General features: G+C 37.4%; 22 protein-coding genes. 10 read left to right on the top strand and 12 right to left on the bottom strand.

The annotated features are described in order from the left end of the window. Window positions 1–147 precede the first annotated feature (147 nt). Both recF and REI64_RS06125 read left to right on the top strand, forming a co-directional pair. Window positions 148–1,251: a DNA replication/repair protein RecF gene (gene recF / locus REI64_RS06130; RefSeq protein WP_308849226.1), complete on the top strand. Its 1,104-nt coding sequence runs from the start codon at window positions 148–150 to the stop codon at window positions 1,249–1,251. Then, window positions 1,244–1,534, top strand: coding sequence for a DUF721 domain-containing protein (locus REI64_RS06125; protein ID WP_308849225.1), 291 nt, complete (start codon window positions 1,244–1,246; stop codon window positions 1,532–1,534). Before recF ends, REI64_RS06125 begins: the two co-directional genes overlap by 8 nt. Here REI64_RS06125 and REI64_RS06120 read toward each other — a convergent pair whose 3' ends face one another. From REI64_RS06120 to REI64_RS06100, 5 genes are all read right to left on the bottom strand, one after another. Next, entirely contained in the window at window positions 1,535–1,711 is a 177-nt protein-coding gene (locus REI64_RS06120; protein ID WP_308849224.1) for a hypothetical protein, read from the bottom strand. 821 nt (window positions 1,712–2,532) lie between these two features. After that, window positions 2,533–2,874: a hypothetical protein gene (locus REI64_RS06115; RefSeq protein WP_308849223.1), complete on the bottom strand. Its 342-nt coding sequence runs from the start codon at window positions 2,872–2,874 to the stop codon at window positions 2,533–2,535. Window positions 2,875–2,956: 82 nt separating this feature from the next. Continuing rightward, window positions 2,957–3,544: a Crp/Fnr family transcriptional regulator gene (locus tag REI64_RS06110; RefSeq protein ID WP_308849222.1), complete on the bottom strand. Its 588-nt coding sequence runs from the start codon at window positions 3,542–3,544 to the stop codon at window positions 2,957–2,959. A gap of 88 nt (window positions 3,545–3,632) precedes the next feature. Beyond that, on the bottom strand, window positions 3,633–4,406 hold the full coding sequence (locus REI64_RS06105; RefSeq protein ID WP_308849221.1) for an FKBP-type peptidyl-prolyl cis-trans isomerase: 774 nt from the start codon (window positions 4,404–4,406) through the stop codon (window positions 3,633–3,635). A gap of 96 nt (window positions 4,407–4,502) precedes the next feature. Beyond that, window positions 4,503–4,922: a nucleoside-diphosphate kinase gene (locus REI64_RS06100; protein ID WP_308849220.1), complete on the bottom strand. Its 420-nt coding sequence runs from the start codon at window positions 4,920–4,922 to the stop codon at window positions 4,503–4,505. Between the two features lie 392 nt (window positions 4,923–5,314). On the opposite strand from REI64_RS06100, the gene REI64_RS06095 reads away from it, so the two are divergent. From REI64_RS06095 to REI64_RS06075, 5 genes are all read left to right on the top strand, one after another. After that, entirely contained in the window at window positions 5,315–6,325 is a 1,011-nt protein-coding gene (locus REI64_RS06095; RefSeq protein WP_308849219.1) for a DHH family phosphoesterase, read from the top strand. 96 nt (window positions 6,326–6,421) lie between these two features. Beyond that, window positions 6,422–7,438: an FKBP-type peptidyl-prolyl cis-trans isomerase gene (locus REI64_RS06090; RefSeq protein WP_308849218.1), complete on the top strand. Its 1,017-nt coding sequence runs from the start codon at window positions 6,422–6,424 to the stop codon at window positions 7,436–7,438. A gap of 132 nt (window positions 7,439–7,570) precedes the next feature. Then, window positions 7,571–8,338 (top strand): TatD family hydrolase, encoded by a 768-nt coding sequence (locus REI64_RS06085; RefSeq protein ID WP_308849217.1) that lies wholly within the window; start codon window positions 7,571–7,573, stop codon window positions 8,336–8,338. Between the two features lie 453 nt (window positions 8,339–8,791). After that, window positions 8,792–9,808 carry an asparaginase gene (locus REI64_RS06080; RefSeq protein ID WP_308849216.1) on the top strand — a complete coding sequence of 339 codons (1,017 nt, stop codon included), beginning with the start codon at window positions 8,792–8,794 and terminating at the stop codon, window positions 9,806–9,808. Window positions 9,809–10,031: 223 nt separating this feature from the next. Further along, window positions 10,032–11,447 (top strand): MBL fold metallo-hydrolase, encoded by a 1,416-nt coding sequence (locus REI64_RS06075; RefSeq protein WP_308849215.1) that lies wholly within the window; start codon window positions 10,032–10,034, stop codon window positions 11,445–11,447. 105 nt (window positions 11,448–11,552) lie between these two features. Here the strand turns inward: REI64_RS06075 and REI64_RS06070 are convergent, their stop codons facing one another. From REI64_RS06070 to REI64_RS06040, 7 genes are all read right to left on the bottom strand, one after another. Next, a complete protein-coding gene (locus tag REI64_RS06070) occupies window positions 11,553–12,692 on the bottom strand; it encodes a mechanosensitive ion channel family protein (RefSeq protein ID WP_308849214.1) in 1,140 nt (379 codons plus the stop codon). 3 nt (window positions 12,693–12,695) lie between these two features. Beyond that, the gene (locus REI64_RS06065; RefSeq protein WP_308849213.1) at window positions 12,696–13,922 is read right to left on the bottom strand and encodes a Glu/Leu/Phe/Val dehydrogenase dimerization domain-containing protein; all 1,227 of its coding nucleotides are present in this window, start codon (window positions 13,920–13,922) and stop codon (window positions 12,696–12,698) included. Between the two features lie 158 nt (window positions 13,923–14,080). Beyond that, complete coding sequence (gene rplS, locus REI64_RS06060) at window positions 14,081–14,428, bottom strand: 50S ribosomal protein L19 (RefSeq protein ID WP_308849212.1); 348 nt, start codon at window positions 14,426–14,428, stop codon at window positions 14,081–14,083. Between the two features lie 150 nt (window positions 14,429–14,578). Continuing rightward, window positions 14,579–15,253 carry a tRNA (guanosine(37)-N1)-methyltransferase TrmD gene (gene trmD / locus REI64_RS06055; RefSeq protein ID WP_308849211.1) on the bottom strand — a complete coding sequence of 225 codons (675 nt, stop codon included), beginning with the start codon at window positions 15,251–15,253 and terminating at the stop codon, window positions 14,579–14,581. 200 nt (window positions 15,254–15,453) lie between these two features. Beyond that, window positions 15,454–16,092, bottom strand: coding sequence for a hypothetical protein (locus REI64_RS06050; RefSeq protein WP_308849210.1), 639 nt, complete (start codon window positions 16,090–16,092; stop codon window positions 15,454–15,456). Between the two features lie 42 nt (window positions 16,093–16,134). Beyond that, a complete protein-coding gene (gene rimM / locus REI64_RS06045; protein ID WP_308849209.1) occupies window positions 16,135–16,662 on the bottom strand; it encodes a ribosome maturation factor RimM in 528 nt (175 codons plus the stop codon). 93 nt (window positions 16,663–16,755) lie between these two features. Next, window positions 16,756–17,331 (bottom strand): 30S ribosomal protein S16, encoded by a 576-nt coding sequence (locus tag REI64_RS06040; RefSeq protein ID WP_308849208.1) that lies wholly within the window; start codon window positions 17,329–17,331, stop codon window positions 16,756–16,758. Window positions 17,332–17,703: 372 nt separating this feature from the next. Between REI64_RS06040 and REI64_RS06035 the strand changes: the two genes are divergently transcribed. The 3 genes from REI64_RS06035 (at window position 17,704) to REI64_RS06025 (ending at window position 22,098) form a co-directional block, all read left to right on the top strand. Continuing rightward, complete coding sequence (locus tag REI64_RS06035; RefSeq protein WP_308849207.1) at window positions 17,704–18,222, top strand: 5'(3')-deoxyribonucleotidase; 519 nt, start codon at window positions 17,704–17,706, stop codon at window positions 18,220–18,222. Window positions 18,223–18,471: 249 nt separating this feature from the next. After that, window positions 18,472–19,608 (top strand): GDP-mannose 4,6-dehydratase, encoded by a 1,137-nt coding sequence (gene gmd / locus REI64_RS06030; protein ID WP_308849206.1) that lies wholly within the window; start codon window positions 18,472–18,474, stop codon window positions 19,606–19,608. Window positions 19,609–19,638: 30 nt separating this feature from the next. Then, window positions 19,639–22,098 (top strand): SLBB domain-containing protein, encoded by a 2,460-nt coding sequence (locus tag REI64_RS06025; RefSeq protein ID WP_308849205.1) that lies wholly within the window; start codon window positions 19,639–19,641, stop codon window positions 22,096–22,098.

The raw sequence follows: 22,098 nt of genomic DNA, 5'->3' as shown, positions 1-22,098 counted from the left end.
TTTTTAAAACGGTTTGCTTTGCCCATCTATTCGTATTAAAATATCTCGTTGCGATAAGAAAATACCCATTCTATGTTTCTATGTGGTTAATAAATCTATAAGATGTGCAGGTGATACTATAAAAATGGGTAACTTTGAAACTCTAGTATGTGGCTAAAAAATCTGACCCTTTTAAATTTTAAAAACTACAACACTGCCGATTTGAGCTTTTCGAAAACGGTAAATGCTTTTGTAGGTAATAATGGAGCTGGTAAAACCAATCTGTTAGATGCCATACATTACCTGTGTTTGTGTAAAAGCTATTTTAATCCGATAGATAGCCAACAGATTAAAACTGGCGAGGAGCTATTTTTGGTGCAGGGCGATTTTGATAGGGACGATAAAAAAGAAAAGATCTCTTGTGGATTAAAGCGCAACCAGAAAAAATCATTCAAAAGAAATAAAAAAGAGTACGATAAACTGGCCGATCACATTGGTTTGTTCCCAGTAGTGATGATTTCACCTTACGATATCAATCTTATTATGGATGGTAGCGAGGAACGCCGCAGGTTTATAGATAATGTAATCTCGCAAACAGACAGCAGGTATTTAGATCAACTGATTACCTACAACAAACATTTGCTCAACAGAAATGCCTTGTTGAAACAAGTTGCGGCAACTAGAACGCTAGACGTAGCATTATTACAAATCTTAGATGAGCAGCTCATCAATGCTGGCAACGCAATTTTCGAGAAGCGTAAACAGTTTTTGCTAGATTTTATCCCACTGTTTGATCAACATTATCGCTTTTTAACTAATGATGCTGAACAGGTTTCATTAACCTATCAATCGCAATTGAATGACGATAGTTTCGAAAAGCTTTTAGCGCAATCGATAGAAAAAGATAGAATTTTAGAGCGCACCACCACGGGTATACATAAGGACGAATTGCAATTTGAAATTGCGGGTATGCCGATGAAGAAGTTTGGCTCGCAAGGTCAGCAAAAGTCTTTTCTAATCGCGTTAAAATTGGCACAGTATAGCTATCTGCAAAAGTTCAAGAATTTTAAGCCTTTATTATTATTGGATGATATTTTCGATAAATTAGATACGCATCGCATACATAAATTAATGGAAATGGTATCTCACCACGATTTTGGCCAAATCTTCATTACCGATGCCAATAAGGCTAGGGTAGAAGCGGTTTTCAAAGAAATCGCTGTAGAAATTGAACTGTTTGAAGTAAACGAAGGAGGGGTAGAAAATGCGTAAGCCAAACGATATTACCCTAAAGCAAGCAATTGATAAGCTTTTAAATCATTACAAACTACGAGGTAAATTTGATGAAACTGGCATTGTAGCGATGTGGCCCGAAATTATGGGCACGGCAGTAGCTAACAGAACCAAGCAAATTTATATCCACCAAAAGAAACTATTTGTTAGAATAGAATCTTCGGTGGTAAAAAATGAGTTGTTGATTGTAAAAAGTGCTATCGTAGACAAGCTAAATGAAAAGTCTGGATCGCAGGTAATTACCGATATTGTTTTCTTGTAATTAACCTCGTCTGCCGCCAAAAAGTTTAGCTGCTAACCAAATTACTAGTGCAATAATTACAACTACAACGATAATCCCGGTCCATACGCCGGCTTTAAAAATTCCTTCTACTAATTCGCAGCTGCTAAGTGTGGTGGCTAGTAAGGCAACTAGCGCTAATGGCATATATCTTTTCATCTTTTAGATTTTTTGTAACCTAACAGCATGATAGTAGAATAGTTTTAGAAAAAAATATTTTGAGGACGTTTTTATATCTGTTTGCGATTTGCATTTGGCTAGGGTTTTGTGCAAGAGGTTTCAGCTTTGAACTGATGTCGCATTTATAGCAAAGATGAGTTTTTAATTCAGTTCACTATCGTCAAACTGTTATCAGCGATATTGCTTTTTGATTAGCAAAATATGCGACATTAGAACAATTGGTACAATACAACTCGGCAAGAAACAAAAAGGAAATTCAAGTAGTCCAATATTTGGTTGGTCAAATGCAAATTGTTGAATTGGTAAAGGCGACGATAAAATTGCTAACGACACAATGAACATTAAAAATACAATTCCGATAACATTCCAAACGATTAAAAATTGTCTGTTAATTTTCCGTTTACTTGTTAGTTGGTAAAGCAAAATTACCAAAGCTGAAATGCCAATTAAAATGTCAAAATTCCAACCTTTAAAAGTCATCAAATTTGGGATTTTATTTTGCAAGAAAAGTTGAAATAGAACAAGCTCAACCGGTATTCTTAAAATGTGAACAGACAACAGAATTTTTGTATTTAGTTTTTGTTTGTCAATTCGTTTTAGTGTAAAGAAAGTCAGTAAAAGTGTACCTAAAATCACTAATGGAAATAAATTCGGCTTGTTTTCAAAGTTTTTAAAACTTGCTATAATTCCGACAATAATTTGCCAAGTTAAAAATACCGACAAAAGCATTTTGTCTTTACCTATTCCAAAGTAGAACAAAAGCAAAGACAAAAAACTGATGATTAAAAATGCGACTTCTGTCATTTCATTGGAATTGTTGGTCTGATTTCTACTGTTCCACCTGCTAATAGAACAGGACAAAGTTTTGCGATTTGCTCGGCTTCCTTGATGTCAGTAGCTTTTAAAGTCAGATTTCCACTAATAGCCAAATTATTTTCAACGAAGATTTTGTCTTCAGTCGTTTGGTTATTTGATAGAATAATTCCGTCAAAAGCCAATCTTGAAACATTGACTAATTTGGCTTGCGAAGCTATTAATCCGATAAATTTCTGCCATTGTTGGTGCATCGTGGCAATTTGTTCGGCAGTTGGTTGTGTGTTGCTTGGTTGCATTCTGAATAGCAACATAAATTCTTTTAGCATTTCCATTTTTTTATTAGTTATCTATGGAAACAAAAGTATCAGCTTCGATTATATAAAAAGTTGCGCTATGGCAAAAAGTGTTTTAAAGAGAAATTTCTTTTCGTATTCGGCTCAACGAATATCTTGTAATTCCCAAATAAGTGGCAATGTGCTGTAATGAAACATTTTGAACGATGTGTGGTTTGTCTTTCAAAAGTTGTAAATATCTTTCTTTTGCTTGGTCTGCAATAATAGCAACGCTGTGATTTTTCAATGTGAAATAAGAACTAACCAATCTTCTTCGTCCGTGTTCTCTGAAAGTTTCAATTCCGTGAAATAGTTGTTGGAATGTTTCAAAATCCAATTGCCAACAAACGCAGTCCGTTAATGCTTGAATGTTTTCTCTTGTCGGATCGCGAAGAAAAAAAGAAGACCAATCAATCACAACATCTCCCAAACTGTAGAAGTTTGTCGTAATATCATTTCCGTTGGTATCGTTTACATACGAACGAGCAAAACCGCTTTCCAAAAACCAATATTGATTTTCAGTTTTTCCCGCTTTTAGTAAAAAGTCATTTTTCTTAAACTTTGTTTGTTTGAATTTTGGGAGTATAGTTGCAAGTTCACTTTCTTTAAAATCAGTCGGTGAGAAAATTGTTGTTAGAAAATGGTTGTCTTGCATTTGTTTCATTGCTTTTGCGATGTTTGGATAGCATTGTCCGCGCTACGATAGACTTACGAAGTTTTTAAAACTTCGTAAGTCTAGAGAAAATAAGGTTCTATTGTTCCTTATCGCCAACCTTAATCAGCTCAACTTCAAAAATTAGAGTACTGTAAGGAGGGATGTCTTGCCCTGCACCTCTAGCGCCGTAAGCCAATTGGTAAGGTATGAAAAACCTGTACTTTCCACCTTCTTTCATTAGTGCTACACCTTCGGTCCAACCTGGTATTACCTGGTTTAAACCAAAAGAAGTAGGTTCATTTCTCTTGTAAGAACTATCAAATTCAAAACCGTTAAGTAACGTGCCTTTGTAGTGAACGGTAACTTTATCAGAAGTTTTAGGTTGTGCACCTGTTCCTTCTGTTAAAACTTCATATTGTAAACCGCTAGCGGTAGTTTTAATGCCGGGCTTGGTTTTGTTTTGTGCCAAAAAATCTTGTCCTTCCTTAATAGCCGGTCCAAATTTTTCTTTTTCTTTTGCCTCTCGTACACCCGCTAAGCTCTCAAACAAGCCGTTAATTGCCATTTGCGAAGCTTGTTCGTCCATTAAAGGTTTGGCATCTTTATTAAAGGCATCCTTTAAACCTTTATTCAGTAAATCGTAGTTTAATCCAGTCAGACCGCCAGATTTTAAGTTGCCACCCATGGCTAGTCCAAAAGCATAGCTTGCTGAGTCTAATTTGTTCTTAAAAATAACAGGTTTTGCCGCGGTGCTGGTAACTGCTTTTTTAATAGGCACAGCTTTTTTTGCAGTGGTAGTTTTAGGTTTGGTTTGTGCTGCGGCATTAAACGCAACCGCAGATGCTAATGCTATAAAAAATATCTTCTTCATTATTTGTGATAAAAGGCGAAATATACGACAAAAAAATAAGCACCCGAAAGAGTGCTTACCTATAATTTTTATAATATCTTTTTACTAGAGACGCTCTTAGAAACGCTCGTCAGCAGTAAAGAAGAAATCACCTTCAATTTGTGCGTTCTCATCAGAGTCAGAACCGTGAACAGCGTTCGCATCAATTGATTTAGCATATTTCTGACGGATAGTTCCTTCAGCAGCTTCAGCTGGATTAGTAGCACCAATTAAGTTTCTGAATTCTTCAATTGCGTTATCTTTTTCTAAGATTGCAGCAACGATAGGGCCAGAAGACATGAAGCTTACTAAGTCGTTATAAAAAGGACGCTCTTTGTGCACAGCGTAAAATTCGCCAGCTTTTTCAGCAGAAAGTTTAGTGTATTTTAAAGCAATGATTTTGAAACCAGCTTTAGTGATATCATTTACGATTGAACCAATGTGACCATTTGCAACTGCATCTGGCTTAATCATGGTAAAAGTTCTATTTGTGCTCATTTTTATAAATTTTTTGCAAAAGTACGATTATTGACTTAAATAATTGATACTGAAATAGGAAAATTATCAGTCTCATTAGAAAAACAATGGTAAATGTCCTTTTGTTCCATCAGTCCTGCTTTACGTTGCAATCTTTTTGTTAGCGCTCTACCGTCATTTCGAATGCAGTGAGAAATCTCAAAGTTAAATGCTGCTATCTAACAGATTTCTCACTGCATTCGAAATGACGCAACAAAAAGTATTTCCGCTGCAATCAGGTTTAATTAACAACTGAACAGTTTCTTTGCTCACAATACAACAATAAAGCAATAAAACAATCTAGCAATCAATTAAACAATTCTGCAAAACCACAGTTAACCAATAAATCAGTAACTTCGCCACTTATAGAAATTATGATATCAGTTCCAGAACTTAAGAAACTACTTTCTACGCCTCAGCAAATTGTAATCACCACGCACCATAAGCCAGATGGCGATGCGATGGGTTCTTCGCTAGGTTTATATGCCTATTTAATTCAAAAAGGACATCACGTTAGTTTAATAACACCAACAGATTACCCAGAGTTTTTACACTGGCTACCCAACAATTCTGACGTAATCATTTATACAGAACAGGAAGAAAAATCTATCCAATTGGTTAACGAAGCAGCGCTTATTTTCTGTTTAGATTTTAACACGTTGAGCAGAATTAACGAGTTGGGCGAGCACATCAGAAATACATCTGCAATTAAATTGATGATTGACCATCACTTAGAGCCAGAAGATTTCGACGATTATCGTCATTGGGATATCAACGCTTGTGCTGCTGCTCAATTGGTGTATGATTTCATCGTGAATGTGATGGAAGAGCCAGAGAAAGTGAATAAAGACGTAGCGACCTGTTTGTACACTGGTATCATGACCGATTCGGGTTCGTTTCGTTTCCCATCAGCAACGTCGCAGGTCTATCGTATTGCAGCAGATTTGATAGATCTAGGTGCCGAACATTGGCGTATCCACCAGTTGGTGTATGATAATGTTTCTGAAAACAGATTGAAGTTTTTGGGCTACTGCTTGTCGAGTAAATTAGAAATTTTGAGAGAATACAATACTGCTATCATCAGTGCTACCAAAGAAGAACTGGCACATTATAATATCGTCACTGGCGATACCGAAGGCATTGTAAACTATGCACTTTCTATCAATGGTATTAAGTTGGCAGCTTTTATTATAGAAAGAACCGACAGAGTAAAACTATCATTACGTTCTACGGGAGATTTTCCGGCTAACGAAATCTGTAAAAAGTATTTCCAAGGTGGCGGACATAGAAATGCGGCAGGTGGTGCATCTGACAAAAGTTTGGAAGAAACAATTGCCGATTTTAAAGCTATATTGCCAGAATATAAAACGCAACTGCTACAATAGCCTAGAAAATAAAAATAAAATATAAAAAATAAGGAGAAAGCTCGTTAACTTAGCGGGCTTTTAAAACAAAGACAAAAAGGTAATTATAAAAAATAAATGAAGAAAAGTTTAGTAATTCTGTTTGCTGCTACTTTAGGTTTGGCAGCTTGTAACACAGAGAAAAAAGGTCCAGGTGGTTTGTTGTATAAAATCCACAAGTCTGGTAGCGGTAAAGAAAAAATCGCAGAAGGTGATATCGTAAAATTGAATTTCATCCAAAAAAATGAAAAGGATTCTGTTTTAGGTAGTACTTATGATAACGAGCAAGCGCAAGTTTTTCCGGTAGGTAAAAAACAATATGCTGGCGATATGCAAGATGTGTTAACTCTTTTTGGAGAGGGTGATAGTGCAACTTTCAAAATCAATTTAGATACAATGGCTGCGCAAACTAAACAGCCTAAACCAGAGCAGTTTAAAAACGATAAATACATCGTATTTACTGTTAAAATCGAAAAAGTATTCAAAAAAGGTCCTAAAGAGGCAGATTCTACGTTCCAAAAACGTGCTGGCGATTTCTTCCAAGCAGATTTTAAAGCTGATATGGACAAAAAGAAAAACGCTGAAGAAGGTAAAATCAAAGCTTACATTGCTGATAATAACTTAAAAGTTCAAACTTCTGCAAGTGGTTTACAATACGTAATTACTAACGCGGGTAGCGGTGTTAAAGCTGTTGATGGCGATACAGTAAACGTAAACTATACTGGTAAATTTACCAAAAAAGGTGATGATAAAAAATACAAGATTTTCGATACTAGCGATGAAAAGGTAGCTAAAGAAGCTAAAGTTCACCAACCTGGAAGACCTTATGGCCCAACTAAGATGGTTGTTGGCGGTACTGTACCAGGTTTCACCGAGGCATTAAAATTAGTAGGTAAAGGTGGTAAAATTACTGCAATTATTCCTTCTAAATTAGGCTATGGCGAGCAAGGTGGCGGTCCAATCGCTCCTTACAGCCCTTTGGTTTTCGAAATCGAGATTGTTGATGTGATTAAACCAAAAGCAGGTTCTGCTCCAGTAGCAGCGACTCCAGCTGCTCCTGCAGGTCATTCTGCAAATGATGGTCACAACCACTAAGCAAAATATTTAAATTTTATAAAGCCATTCGCATAGCGGATGGCTTTTTTTGTTTTAGACAAAACGGTGGTGTTTCAGTTAGCCGATTAAGCAGTTCCACGATTAACCAACTAAACCACTACCTTTGCAACCATGTTACTTACAGATACCCACACGCATCAATACTACGAGAAAGATTTAGCTAAAAGAGCAGAGCAAATGCAGCGTTGCTTTGATAACGGTGTAAAACGGTTGTTTTTGCCTAATGTAGATGTAGCTTCTATCGCGATGATTGATGCAATGGTGAAAAGTTATCCTGAAAATTGTTTTGCAATGGCTGGCTTGCATCCTTGTGATGTAAAAGAGGATTATCAATCGGTTTTAAAAGAAATCTATAATAGCATCGCCGATAGAAAGATTTATGCCATCGGCGAAATTGGGGTCGATTTGTATTGGGATAAAACTACTTTGGCTATTCAGCAAGATGCATTTAAACAACAAATTGAATGGGCAAAACAGCTCGATTTACCGTTTGTAATCCATTGTCGTGAAGCTTTCGACGAAGTTTTTGAAGTGCTAGAAGAAACCAAGCATGATAAGATGAGAGGGATTTTTCACTGCTTTACTGGAGATTTAGATCAAGCGAAGAGAGCCATTAGTTTGGGTTTCTATTTAGGAATTGGAGGTGTGGTAACTTATAAAAAAGCAGGTTTAGATCAAGTGTTGTATGATATTCCATTAGATCATATCGTGTTAGAAACAGATTCTCCTTTTCTAGCACCAGTGCCATTTAGAGGCAAGCCAAACGAAAGCAGTTACTTATTACATGTAGCTCAAAAAGTGGCAGATATTTACGTAAAAGATTTAGAAGAAATCGCTGAAGTGACTACAGAGAATTCGAGGAAGATTTTCGGAGTTTAGGTTTTAATAACCATATAGACGCATAGTGTGTATTTCAATTTAGTCATTGGTAGATCTCATCTTAAATGAACTTACATGCCTTATATGGTCAAACCATAACCGAGTAGTTGCTGATGGATTTTGACAATAAAGGACAAAAAGTTTTAATCGCCGTTTTGTCATTCTGAGCACAGCGAAGACCGCAGAGCAGCTACGAAGTAAATCTAATAGATTTCTCGTGCCTCGAAATGACAAGGTGTATTATTATCCCCTTATCAAATCCGAATATTCAATTTAGAGTTGATAGCGGCAAGTCGTTAACAATAGAGAGCAATACAACAATAAAGCAATTTGTTTATACTTTTCTTAACCTATCGACCAAATCCTTAAATATTTGATAAAACTTTTCGGAGTTGTAAAAAGCTGTGTTAATGTTGTTTAATTTGCAGTCGTAATCCAAAGCTGTACTTTTTAATGACTAAAATACTCATCATCTATACCGGAGGCACCATCGGTATGGTAAACGATGCCAAAACCGGTGTTTTAATTCCTTTCGATTTCGAACAAATCAAAGAAAATGTTCCTGAGCTCGCTCGTTTGGATTACGAAATGGTAGTACATTCTTTCGTGCCAATTATCGATTCGTCGAACATGCATCCGGATCAATGGAAAATTTTGGCAGAATTAATTCAAAGCAATTATGAAGAATTTGACGGTTTTGTAATTCTTCACGGTTCTGATACCATGTCATTCACAGCATCTGCTTTAAGCTTTATGCTGAAGAACTTGGCCAAACCAGTGGTTTTAACAGGTTCGCAATTACCAATTGGAGAAATACGTACAGATGCGAAAGAAAATCTAATTACAGCATTAGAAATTGCGGCTACAAAAAACAAAGGTAAGGCCGTAGTGCCCGAAGTTTGCATCTATTTTGATAATCAGCTTTTTAGGGGTAACCGTTCTATCAAGTACAACACCGAGAAATTTGAAGCTTTCCGTTCGCCAAACTATCCAATTTTAGCCGAGGCCGGTGTACAGTTATCTTTTTTTCATAACGATATTTTACCTGTTCCAACGGAATCTTTTTATATCCAGACTAAGTTCGATGCAAATATCGGTGTATTGAAAATCTATCCTGGCATGACCGAAGAAGTGGTTTACGCCGTGACTAGATCAAAAGTAAAAGCTATTGTACTGGAAACTTTTGGATCTGGCAATGCTACCACAGCCAAATGGTTTACCGATGCTTTGGCAGAAGCAATTGCAAATGGGAAACACATTGTGGACATTTCTCAGTGTCAACGTGGCTCGGTGCAGTTAGGAATGTATGAAACCAGTAGCGAAATGAAGAACATGGGCGTAATTAGTGGTTATGATATGACTTTTGAAACTGCTGTGACCAAGTTGATGTATCTTTTGGGCGCAGATTTAACTAAAGAAGAAATTAAAGCACAAATGGAAGCACCAATTGCTGGTGAGTTGACGAATTAATAACCCTCTCTACCCGTTGGGCATCTCTCCCTAAAGGGCGAGAGTTCGTAAAAATCAACGGCTTTGGGTCAAAGTTGGTAAAATTTCCCCTTTAGGAGCTTGGGGTTAAGTAAAACTTCTGCAATTATGATGGCTGTCATTCCATAAACAAGGCTTTAATCTTACCTTTGTTAGCAACGAGGGGAAATCTCATATCTCAAATCTGATTACTCATATCTAAAACATGAAGATAGAACAAATATACACCGGATGTTTGGCCGAAGCTGCCTATTACATAGAAAGCAATGGCGAAGCCGCTATTATCGATCCACTTCGTGAAGTTGGACCATATTTGGCAAAGGCAGAAAAAAACGGAGCGAAAATTAAATATATCTTCGAAACTCATTTTCATGCAGATTTTGTTTCTGGTCACGTAGATTTGGCTGAGAAATCTGGCGCCACTATCGTTTATGGGCCAACGGCTACAACTGCTTTCGAAGCGCATATCGCAACCGATGGGGAGCAATTCAAAATAGGCGATTTAACCATCACTGTTTTGCATACACCGGGACATACTTTAGAATCAACAACTTATTTGCTAACTGATGCACAAGGTAAAAATCATTGTATTTTCACTGGAGATACTTTGTTTATTGGTGATGTTGGTCGCCCAGATTTAGCTCAAAAAGGCACTTTAACCATGAATGATCTAGCTGGGCTACTTTACGATTCGCTAAATGAAAAAATAAAACCTTTGGCAGATGATGTAATCGTTTATCCTGGTCATGGTGCGGGTTCGGCTTGTGGCAAGAGCATGAGTAAAGAAACTTTCGATACTTTAGGACACCAAAAGCAGGTAAATTATGCTTTAAAGGCCGAAACCAAAGAACAGTTCATTAAAGAAGTAACGGATGGTATTTTGCCTCCACCACAATATTTCGCTAAAAATGCAGCCATGAACAAAGGTGGTTACGAGAGCATCGACGAGGTTTTTGAAAAGGGGTTAAATCCGCTAGATGCGCAAGCTTTTGAAGATTTAGCAAATCAGACAGATGCTTTGATTTTAGATACTCGTGATCCTCAAGTTTTTGCCAAAGACTTTATTCCAAACTCAATCAACATTGGTTTAAATGGACAATTTGCCCCTTGGGTAGGTGCGTTAATTCCAGATTTGAAACAAAATATTTTGTTGGTAACTGATGAAGGAAAAGCCGAAGAAACGATTACCCGCTTGGCTCGTGTAGGTTATGATAATACCATTGGCTATTTGGAAGGTGGTATTGTTGCTTGGCAAAAAGCAGGTAAACAAACAGATTTTATTGCTTCAGTTTCTGCGGAAGAATTTGAGAAAGCTTACCAAAAGAACGAAGATATCTTAGCGCTAGATGTACGCAAGCCGGGAGAATATGAAGCAGAACATTTAGAATTTACACATCCTCGTCCGTTGGACTACATTAATGATTGGACGCATGAAGTGGAAAGCGATAAAACATACTATATCCACTGTGCGGGTGGTTACCGTTCTATGATTGCCGCTTCCATTTTAAAATCAAGAGGAATCGATAACGTAATTGATGTTGCTGGTGGTTACGGTGCCATTAAAAACACCAACCTAAAACGTACCGATTTTGTTTGTCCGAGCAAATTAGCGAAGGCTTAATCATATTTTGTTTTGGCATATTTAATCATCGAACTTAGGTTGATAGCAAAAAAGCCCGACTAAAATTTAATCGGGCTGCTGCAATTGCTTTTCTAAAAGACTTATTTATTCGTTTTTTGATGACGTGCTTTCTCCAATGCTGCGTTGTGTTGGGTAAGCAAAGTCAGAACCGTTTTGCTGTACAATTTCAATAATCGCAAAGTTTACGGCTTCCTTCACTCTTGCCAAGTCAAATTCCTTCTTCATGGGCACCAAGTAGATAATTTGAATGTTCAGGGCCGAATCTCCGAACGAATCAAGTGCAACGGTAGCATCTGTTGTAGCCGGGTTTTCGTTTAAAAATGTGCTGATATCCGCAATAACTTTCTTTAATACATCGTTGCTAGTTTCGTAAACCAAACCAATATCAAATTTCACTCTACGGGCATTTCTCATAGTTAAGTTTTCCAACACGCCGTCAATCATAGAGCGGTTTGGAATTACATACGTAGTTTTATCCGCACTGCGTAGCACGGTACTTCTAAAGCCTACACGCTCAATAGTTCCCTCAATGCCGTCAACTTTAACCACATCACCAACTGTAAAAGGTTTGTCTAAGAAAATAAGGAAAGAGCCCAAAAGGTTTTCCAAACTTTCTTTAGCGGCCATGGCTATTGCAATACCGCCAATACCCAAACCAGTAATTAAACTTACCGCATTTACTTCAAAAACATAACCAAGCAGCACGAAAAACCCAATAAATGCAATGATAAACTTCAATAGTTCTTTGATGAATGGCACCAGTTGATCATCTGCTTTGTTTTTTGTTTTAGCGGCTCGTACCAATAATACGTGGGCAACAAAGTCGATAATGCGTAAAACAATCCAAAAGATCGATAGCAAAATAAGGAAAAGGAATACTTTATCTACCAGCTCGCCAATGGTGAAAACTTCATCAATCTTTACTTTGTCGATGGTCTTTTTGTATTTAAAGAAGGTAACATCAAGCGGATGCTTTAATCGCTTAATGGCGATGTAGAAAGTGAATACGCTAATAAAAAATTCAATTGGCTTTATCAGTAGCGCAATAAAAGTTTCGGAATTAACTTGATCCGCAAATTTTTTGAATAGCTTAAATATCAATTGGCTTAATAAGCGGGATACTATCCTTTTAAATAACAAGCCAATAATGATGATACCGGTAATTATGGCATAAGTTTTTAGGCTATTGCCCCAAAAAATCTGTTCGAAAAAAGTAATGTCCATAGATTATAGGAGTTGTTTTAGTGCGATCTCGAACGCAGTGCTTGATAGATTTGTTTTCTTGCTAGATGTTTGGTATACGGCTTTAAGTGCGTTGCCGATGATGTTAGATGCGTCTGTGAAAATGGCGTCGTCGCTCATTTCTACGTTGCGTTGCATCAAGTAAGCAAATACCCTCGCCATGCCGCAGTTGGCTATAAAATCTGGAATTACCGCTAGATGATTGTCGGCGTGTTCCATAATGCTACCGAAGAAGATTTCTTTGTCTGCAAAAGGTACATTAGCACCGCAGGCAATTACTTCCATTCCGGCTGCGATCATTTGGTCTACTTCGTGCTGTTTTACTAATCTTGAAGCTGCCGCTGGAACGAAAATTTCAGCTCCCATGCTCCAAATCTTCTCGTTTGCCTCTTCAAAAGAGATCAAATTATCAGCAACCAAAGTATTGTTTACACGGTTATTGAAAAGTTGGGCTACTTCTTCTTGGCTAAATCCTTCCGGATTAATCAACCCACCAACACGATCAATAATACCAACCACTTTTACGCCTTGTTGTGCCAAATAATAGCCGGCAGCTGCAGCCACGTTGCCCCAACCTTGAATAATAGCTTTTTTGCCTTTAATTTCGCCTCCCCAAATTTGGTAAAAGTGTCTAATAGATTCAGAAACACCGTAACCCGTAATCATGTCGGCAACTTTATACTTTCTTTTGATGTCTGGTGTGTAGGTCAAATCTTCCAATACTTTAGAAACACCGTAACGCAACTGACCAATTTGGTGGATACGTTCGTTTTCTCTAGCCTGGTAGTGTCCGCTAATTACACCTTCTTGTGGGTGCCACAAGCCATAACCTTCGGTAATTGGAATAACTTCGTGAATTTCGTCGATATTTAAATCGCCGCCGGTACCGTAATAGTTTTTAAGCAGAGGCATTACAGCTTTGTACCAACGTTCCAGCACCTCTTTCTTACGTGGGTCGGCAGGATCAAAGTTAATTCCCGATTTTGCACCGCCAATAGGAGGGCCAGAAACCGTGAATTTTACTTCCATTGTTTTTGCCAAAGATTCTACCTCGTTTTTGTCTAGCCCTTTACGCATTCTAGTGCCACCGCCAGCAGCACCGCCACGCAAAGAGTTAATTACTACCCAACCTTCAGCTTCCGATTCTTTGTCTTTCCATTCAAAAACAATTTCTGGTTGTTTTTCTTCGTACTTCTTTAAAAGTTCTTTCATTTGGTGTTCATTTTTATAAATAATGAAGCTATCATGAGCAAAAGTTAGTAAAGTGCTCACAACATGTCACTATCAGATTTTTATTTGGTTGCGCAAAGATATAAAACAAAAAAACCCCGACGTTACGTCGAGGTTATATTTTTTCTATAGAAAGTGGATTACTTTCTTAAAGATTTGATACGAGCTGCTTTACCAGTTAAGCTACGTAAATAGAACAATTTAGCTCTACGTACTTTACCATAGCTGTTAACTTCTACTTTCTCGATATTTGGAGAACTGATAGGGAAGATACGCTCTACACCAACACCATTACTAATTTTACGAACAGTAAAAGTTTCGTTAGCGCCAGCACTGTTACGTTGAATAACAACACCTTGGTAAATTTGAACACGTTCTTTGTTACCCTCGCGAATTTTATAATGAACACTGATTGTATCTCCTGATTTAAAAGAAGGAAATTCTTTTTTAGTGCTTACCTGTTCTTCTACAAATTTTACTAAATCCATGATTTTAAGCTATTAAGCCGATTTTTGTATTGTTTAAAATCGGACTGCAATATTAGGGATTATTTTTTTAAAATAAAAGTGAAATTTAAAAATATTTGTCGATTTAAAATTTTGCCACTTAGCTAATTATCAAATCTCTTCATTGCTACGTTATTTTAGCAAATCGGGGCGGCGTTGCTGTGTTCTTTTCAACGCTTCTTCATGTCGCCATTCGTTAATCTTAGCTTCATGGCCACTCAACAAAATATCCGGAATTTTATGCCCACGCCAATCTGCTGGTCTGGTATAAACCGGCGCATCTAGTAGCTCTCCCTGAAAGCTATCTGATAAAGCAGAGGTTTCATCATTAAGCACACCAGGAATTAATCTGGTAATAGCATCTACCAAAACTGCTGCCGGCAACTCACCACCAGAAAGCACATAATCGCCAATAGAAATTTCTCTAGTTACATAAATATCACGGATACGTTGGTCAATCCCTTTATAGTGGCCGCATAAAATGATGATATTACCTTTGATAGACAGTTCATTCGCAATGGTTTGGTTTAGCGTTTCACCATCGGGGCTCATGAAAATGATTTCATCATAAGTACGTTCTTCCTGAAGTTTTTCTATGCAGGCCGCAAAAGGAGGGATGCTCATTACCATGCCACTACCGCCACCGTATGGGTAGTCGTCTACGCTTTTTTGTTTGTTGGTGGCATAATCCCTTAAGTTGTGCACTACAATTTCTGCAATTCCCTTTTTCTGTGCTCGTTGTAAAATAGAATGAGCAAAAGGACTAGTCAATAAATCGGGCAGTACAGAAATGATATCGAAACGCATGGCGCAAAGGTAATAATTGTTTGTGATTCCGAACAGGGTGCAAATGGCTTATGATTTTTGAAAAGCACATACACTGTAGCTATTGAGGTTTAGTCCCGTTTTCCGCTACAAGTCCTCACTTGCTTCGCTAACGCTCGCTCATTCCGGGCTTTTCGCTACAACCGGGTTTATTAACCAAACAATTTTGCAATAAACTTAAATTATGTCGTCCACTGATCATGCACAACCGCCACCAGATAATAATTGCTTTGGTGCAGCTTAAACACCAAGCGCAGGCTAGTCCAATCCATACCTTCGTATTTTTTGTCGAAACCACTAAAGTGATATTCTACGAAAGGATATTGAGGGAAAATTTCGTTCAGATTGTTTAAGGAATTTCCTTTACCGATAATTTGATTGTAAGCAGTTTTCTCTGCGTTGATGTAATCAGCGTTGTATACAAACTTATCCAAGTATTGCTGGGCAGTCAATCTAATTGTCTCACCAGAGCCATCGTAACTTCCCCAAATTACCGAGCCATGTTCTTCTATTAACTTTAAGAAGGTGGCTTTTGTTAGTTTTTTCGAAGTTTTGGTATCTATAAATCCGTAGGGAGAAAAAACAACGCCCTCTGTTGGGTGAAAGTAAGCCGCAAATGCTTTGTAGTCTTTTGCTTTTAAGGTTGTAAGTATTTCTGAGGCAATGGTGCTAATCGTTTCCTCGTCGCCAATGGTGTCTGTTGGCTTTTGGTTCTTAATCGTATCTTTTGATAATGTAGAATCCGCCGAACGATCAGTGCCCGTACAAGCAATAATTAACGACGTTAAAATAATGAGACAATAAGCGCCAAACCCTTTCATAATTATACAAACTTAAATAAACTAGCTTTTGTTTGCTGCACGCTACTGATTAAGGTAAACATCCAATAATCCCTCTGGTAAATCTAAGGTAAGAATATTTTCTTCATCGTCTATCTCTACAATAAAGTCTTCGTTTAAAGGAAACAGCACATCGGTATTTTTATAATGCACCGTCGCTACAAACTGCTGTGGATATTCATTTACTTCTATAATTTCGCCCAGTTCGCCCAAAGTTTCATCAACAGCAATAAAACCTTTTAAATCGGTATAGTAGAATTCATCTTCATCACGTTCTGGTTTTTTGCTCAAAGGCAAGTAAGCTTTTTTCTTTACCAAAGGCAGTGCCTTGTCTACATGATCAATGTCATCAAAATAGAACAAGCCTGTTTTGTTTTCGTAAAGTTTATGGCTGGCAATAAAGAAGGGAACCATTTTTCCATTCAATTCCAAAAATATTACATCTAGCTCCAGATCGTGGTAATCTTCAAACTCGAAGAAAAGTTGTACCTCGCCTTTTAAGCCTTTAGTTTTAGTAATATAACCTATGTAGAATGCTTCGTCTTTAGTCATGCGCTTTTGGAAAGTCCCCTTTAGGGGATTTAGGGGTATAAAAATAGCGTCCCGATTTACTCGAAACGCTATTTCTTTTTGAAGTAAAGTTAATTATTCAGCTTTATCTTCCGCTTGAGTTTCTTCAGCAGGAGCTTCTGTTGCTGCCTCAGCTTCTACCGCTGGAGCCTCTTCAGTAGCCACTTCTTCTTCTACAACTTCTTCCGCAACTGGTGCGTTTTTAGCTGCAATAGCTGCTGCTCTGTCTTCATTTTTCTTAGCTTCTGCTGCTAAAGCCGCTTTACGTGCCTCAGCTTTGCTAGTAGCCAATCCTTCTGTTTTTCCAGAAATTTTACCAGCTTTAGTTTCTAACCAAGTAGCAAATTTAGCATCTGCTTGTTCTTGAGTTAAAGCACCTTTTCTGATACCACCTTCTAAGTGTTTTTTGTAAAGCACACCTTTGTAAGAAAGGATAGCACGAGCTGTGTCAGTAGGTTCAGCACCGTTAAGTACCCAAGTTACAGCTTTATCGAAGTTAAGTTCGATAGTTGCTGGGTTAGTGTTTGGGTTGTAAGAACCTAAACGCTCGATGAATTTTCCATCTCTTGGAGCACGAGCATCTGCTACTACCACGTGGTAAAAAGGCTTTCCTTTTTTACCGAATCTTTGCAATCTGATTTTAGTTGCCATTCTTTTTTATAGTTTATGTATTCAACATAGTTCCCGGAACTTCGTATTGCGGGGCTGCAAAAGTAAACAATATGTTGGTAATTAGCAAGCCTACGAAAAAATAATCATTTATAAATGTTTGAAAATCAAAGCTATCTTTCCATGGCGAGCACAGTCCTGCTGTACGTTGCTATCTTTTTGCAAAAGTAAGTGCACGTGAAAACTTCGTAAGTTTAGCTTGGAAAAACAAAAAGTATATCCGCTGCCATTAGGTTTATTTCCAAAAAACCAGTGCAATATACAGTGCCTCAATAACAATTATGAAAACTGAAACATCTTTTTAACGATATTTGGTTATATCACTGCATTGCACATCTAAATTCAATATTATCAATGAGAATAGCCATAGATATGGACGAAGTTTTGGCAGACCCGATCCATAAATTTATACAACTTTATAATAGAGACCACCAAGTTCCTTTAGATTTAGTCATCAAACCTGGAACAGAAATCTTCCAAAATGTTCCCGAAGAAATCAATCGAAAGTGGTTTGAATATATTAATACAAAAGGTTTCTTTAGAGATTTGCCGGTAATAGACGGCGCTGTTGATGCAGTAAAAGCATTGCAAGAAAAATATGAGGTCTACGTAGTGTCGGCAGCAATGGAATTTCGAAATTCATTAGAAGATAAATTAGACTGGCTGGCAGAATATTTTCCTTTTATCGGATGGAAAAATATCATATTCTGTGGGGAAAAAATTGTAAACGTAGATGTGATGATTGACGATAGGATAAAGAACTTTGTTAACTTCAATGGGCGGCCGCTGCTTTTTACCTCGCCTCATAATGTACTCATTACAGAATACGAACGTGTAGATAATTGGCAACAGGTACTAGATAAGCTGATGTAGATAAGGCGTAGGCCCCTGATTTTTATTTAACCTCTAATGAAATTTCAGAAAAGCTGTTTAGCAATAGTTTAGGAAATGGATGTATATATATTATTCCTATTTAGTGTGAATCAATAATCTACCTTCGTAAAATTACTAAAGAAGTTCGATAAAAATACTATTTTTGCGGCGTTGCTCATCTACAACTTTTTTATTACAAACAAAGTAATGTATATGATAACGCACAAAAAAATCTTACTCAAAATATAAATGAAAGTTGCACTGATTACGGGGGTGACCGGCCAGGATGGCGCCTATTTGGCAGAGTTTTTACTTAAAAAGGGCTATTTTGTGCATGGTATTAAAAGGAGATCTTCGCTATTTAACACAGATAGAATAGACCATCTATATCAAGATCAGCATGAGAGTAACGTGAGGTTTAAATTGCACTATGGCGATCTTACCGACTCTACAAATCTTATCCGTATAATTCAAGAAACACAGCCCGACGAAATTTACAACTTGGCAGCAATGAGCCATGTACAAGTAAGTTTCGAAATGCCAGAATATACTGCTAATGCAGATGGTATTGGAACGTTGAGGTTGTTGGAAGCGATTAGAATATTAGGTTTAACCGAGAAAACGAAGATTTATCAGGCATCTACTTCAGAACTTTATGGTTTAGTGCAAGCTGTACCTCAAAGTGAAAATACACCTTTCTATCCTCGTTCACCTTATGCTGTAGCAAAAATATATGGCTATTGGATTACAGTTAACTATCGTGAAGCTTATAATATGTATGCTTGTAACGGTATTCTGTTTAATCATGAAAGTCCTTTACGTGGCGAAACTTTCGTAACACGTAAAATTACAAGGGCTGCTTCTAAAATCGCTTTGGGTCTTCAAAAATGCTTATATCTTGGTAATCTTTCTGCACAAAGAGATTGGGGGCATGCCAAAGATTATATTGAAGCAATGTGGTTAATACTACAACAAGAAAGAGCTGAAGATTACGTTATTGCTACTGGCATTACTACTACGGTACGCGATTTTGTACGCATGGCTTTTGCAGAACTTGGCATTACCGTTGAGTTTTCTGGTAAAGATGAAAAGGAGATTGGTGTAATTATAGATATCGATAGAGAAAAAGGTTTGCAATTAGGTTTAAATGTTGAAGCACTTAAACTTGGTGAAACAGTAGTTAAAGTAGATCCTAAATATTTTAGGCCGACAGAGGTAGATTTGTTATTAGGCGATCCGACTAAAGCTAAAACTCAGCTTAATTGGCAACCAAAATACGATTTGCAAGCCTTGGTAGAAGATATGATGCAGTCTGATTTGAACCTAATGAAGAAAGATGAATATTTAAAGCAAGGAGATTACAAAACCTTAAATTACTTCGAATAAAACATAATTAAAAGAATACAGCTACGGCCTATGAAAAAAATATTTCTACTGCTCTCTTTAATCATTTTAGCTGCTTCTAGCTTTGCACAGGTAGGATCTAACATCAAAGTAGATGAGCTTTCTGATGCTCAGATTTTACAGATAGTAAAACAAGCAGAATCAATGGGCTATACCTCCGAAGCACAACTGGCGCAAGTGGCTCAAAATAGAGGGGTTAAACCAGAGGAACTGGTAAAATTTAAGGCAAGGGTAGAGAAGCTAAAGAAGCAGGGGGCTGGCGTGCAAACCACTGATAAACCTACAACAGGTACTGGCAGAGAGTATAGCGAAACCACAGATGGTGGTTCTATCACAAACGATAAGAAAGAGGATGATGGTGAAATCCAAGCAAAAATATTTGGATCGGATTTGTTTAGGGGAGGTACTATAACTTTTGAGCCGAATTTAAGAATTGCAACACCCAAAAATTACATCGTTGGTCCGGATGATAAACTAATCATAGACCTTACAGGAGATAACGAACGTACTTATGATTTGCAGGTTAGTCCAGAGGGAGTTATTAATCTAGAATTTGTAGGCAGAATAGCAGTGGGTGGTTTAACGATAGAACAAGCTACTTCTAAAATTAGAACTGCAATGTCTAAAACCTATCCGGCTCTAAGAACAGGTAGAACCTCAGTTGCTATCAATTTAGGGAATATCAGAAGCATCCAAGTAACGGTAACAGGCCAAGCGGTGAAGGCTGGTACTTATACATTGCCCTCACTTGCAAATGTATTTAGGGTACTCTACGTTTCGGGCGGACCATCGCAAAATGGTTCTTTGAGAAATATCCAAGTCATTAGAAATAATAAAGTTATGGCTACAATTGATGTATACGACTTTTTATTGAAAGGAATTCAACAGGGGAATATACGTTTACAAGATCAAGATGTAATTAATATTCCAGCTTATGATAAACGGGTAGAAATTTCTGGAGAAGTAAAAGAAGCTGCGATCTTTGAGATAAAAGGTACTGAAACTTTACAAGATGTAATCAACTTTGCTAAAGGTTTTACTGCTGAAGCCTATACAGCAAAAATTAAGACTTTTCAAAATACAAGTAAAGAGAGAAGAATTAGAGATATTTCGTCATCACAGTATGCTACATTTCAACCAAAAAACGGAGATAAATTTGTAGTAGAAGCAATCTTAGAACGCTTCGAAAATCGTGTTGAAATCATCGGGGCTGTATTTAGGCCAGGTGTTTATGCTTTAGATAAGGGGCTTACGCTAAGGGGATTAATAAGGAAAGCCGACGGGATAACCGAAGATGCTTTTTTAAACCGAGGTTATATCAATCGTTTAAACCCAGATAAAACACAGTATTTCGTTTCTTTTGATGTTGCTAAAATGCTTTCTGGCGAGGAAAAAGATATCCCTTTGACAAGAGAAGACAAGGTAACAATAAGTTCTATCTTTGATTTAAGAGAAGAATATTCAGTGACAGTGCAGGGCGAAGTAAGGGCACCTGGTACTTTCCAATATGCGGAAAATCTGAAACTAGAAGACGTTATACAAATGGCCGGCGGCTTAAGGGAAGGTGCAGCGCCAAATAGAATCGAGGTTTCTAGAAGAATAAAAAATACGGATCCAAATTCTACCTCATCTAAGACAGCAGATGTGTTTGTGGTTAACGTTGATGAAAACTTAAGAGTTTTAGGTGACAAGTTTGAAATCAAACCATTTGATATTATTTCTGTGAGAAACTCGGAAGGCTACGCTATTCAGAAGCAAGTGAAAATTGAAGGTGAGGTACTTTATCCAGGGCCATATACAATCACTAGTAAAGATTACCGTATTTCAGATCTAATTAAAAGAGCTGGCGGTTTAACACCGTTTGCTTACGCTGAAGGTGCATCTTTGAAGCGTCCAGGGGCTGAGAAAGTTAATCCAGCAGATAAGAATGCAATCAACAATAAAGAAGAAGAAGAAAAGAAGTTCTTGAATTTGGAGCGTGTGCAGGAAAAGAATTCCAAAGAAAACGAAGGCACTAAAAAAATTGACGAGAAGTTGGTTCAATCTGATTTGGTTGGAATTAACTTGGAACGTATTTTGGAGAAACCTTTGTCTAGGCAAGATTTGATTTTAGAAGAAGGTGATATTATTCGAGTTCCTAAACAGCTTCAGACGGTTAAGGTAACTGGTGAGGTATTAAATCCAAACAGTATTGTCTATATCCCAGGAAAGAGTTTTAAGCAATACATTAATGGTGCTGGTGGTTTTACTAGTAGTGCCTGGAAAAATAGAGCTTACATCAAATATGCTAACGGTTCAGCAGAGGCTGCTAAGAAATTCTTGTTTTTCAATAACTATCCTAAAGTAAAACCTGGTGCAGAGATTTTGGTGCCTGAGAGAGCTGAACGAGAAAAAATGACTGCCCAAGCGTGGATAGGATTAGGAACTGGCGTTGCATCTTTGGCGGCAATTATCATTACGCTACTTAGATAG

Source organism: Pedobacter sp. (genome assembly GCF_031119335.1).
GTDB lineage: Bacteria > Bacteroidota > Bacteroidia > Sphingobacteriales > Sphingobacteriaceae > Pedobacter.
The sequence above is the reverse complement of the archived record's forward strand: the minus strand, read 5'-3'. Positions and strand labels throughout refer to the sequence as shown.